2 protein-coding genes are annotated in these 1,265 nt (G+C 34.6%); both read left to right on the top strand.

Going from position 1 to position 1,265, the window contains the following annotated elements; genetic code table 11:
* On the top strand, positions 1-556 hold a 556-nt coding region (locus I2E21_RS12100; RefSeq protein ID WP_243240645.1), incomplete at its 5' end, for a transposase.
* The coding region (locus tag I2E21_RS12105; protein WP_347708287.1) for an IS3 family transposase at positions 556-1,265 on the top strand (710 nt) is incomplete at its 3' end. The genes I2E21_RS12100 and I2E21_RS12105, both read left to right, overlap by 1 nt.

The following is a 1,265-nucleotide window of genomic DNA, read 5'->3' on the forward strand; positions in this document are numbered from 1 at the left end:
TTTGGAGGTCGGTATTTTTATGTCAAAATACAGTTATGAATTCAAGAAGAAGGTAGTAATGGACTACATAAATGGAAAAGGAGGATATAAAAGTTTATGTAAAGAAAATGGGATACCGAGTCAAACAATATTACGAGATTGGATCACAGCATACAAAGAATTTGGAAACAAAGGATTAATGCGATCAAGAGAAAAGAAAAATTACTCTTTTGAATTTAAGATGCATGTGGTAGAATTATACTTAACAACGGAAGTATCGTATCGAGAACTTGCATTGAGTTTAGGTATCAATAATCCACCAATGATAGCAAAATGGGTAACCGATTACCGTGCAGTTGGACCTGATGCGTTACGACCAAAGAGAAAAGGACGGAAACCCAAAGTGTCTAAACCAAAAAAGATAATACCTAACACAGGAAAAGAAAAAGCTGAATCAGAATATCTGAAACAGCTTGAAGATGAGAATTTAAGATTAAGGATTGAAAATGCGTATTTAAAAGAGCTGAGGAGATTGCGTTTGGAGGAAGAAAAACCTCCGAAAAACAGGCAAGAATAATACACAGTCTCCGAGGAGAATTCAGGCTAAAAGATATTCTTGCCGTAACAGGTTTTCCAAAGTCAACATATATGTATTGGCAAAATAGATTTGAGCGAGAGAACCCGGATGAAAAATTAGAAAAAGAAATTCTTGATATACGAAAAGTGCATAAAGACTATGGTTATCGCAGAATTTGGGGAGAATTGCGAAACAGAAATATTTTTGTAAACAAGAAAAAAGTTCAAAGAATTGTTCAGAAATTGAACCTGCAAGTAACCTCGTTTACTCATAAAAGCAGAAAATACAGTTCATACAAAGGTAAAGTAGGAAAGATTGCTCCAAACAGGATTAACCGTAGATTTAACACAAGTGTACCGCATCAGAAAATCACAACAGATACAAGTGAATTTAAGTATTATGAGGTTGACAGCAAGGGCAGAATGATAATCAAAAAGCTCTATTTTGATCCATTTATGGATATGTTTAACGGAGAAATTCTGAGTTTTGGCATATCTCAAAAGCCATCTGCCGAGAACATTATGAGTGCATTAGATGAAGCTATTACTATCACTAATGACTGTTCATATCGCAGGACTTTTCACTCTGACAGAGGATGGGCTTATCAGATGAAAGCATATTCACAAAAGCTGAAAGAAAACAGAATATTTCAGAGTATGTCAAGAAAAGGAAATTGTCACGATAACTCTGTTATGGAAAATTTCTTTGG

Origin of the sequence: Ruminococcus sp. BSD2780120874_150323_B10 (assembly GCF_015553695.1) — a bacterium.
Taxonomy (GTDB): Bacteria; Bacillota; Clostridia; order Oscillospirales; family Acutalibacteraceae; genus Ruminococcoides; species Ruminococcoides intestinale_A.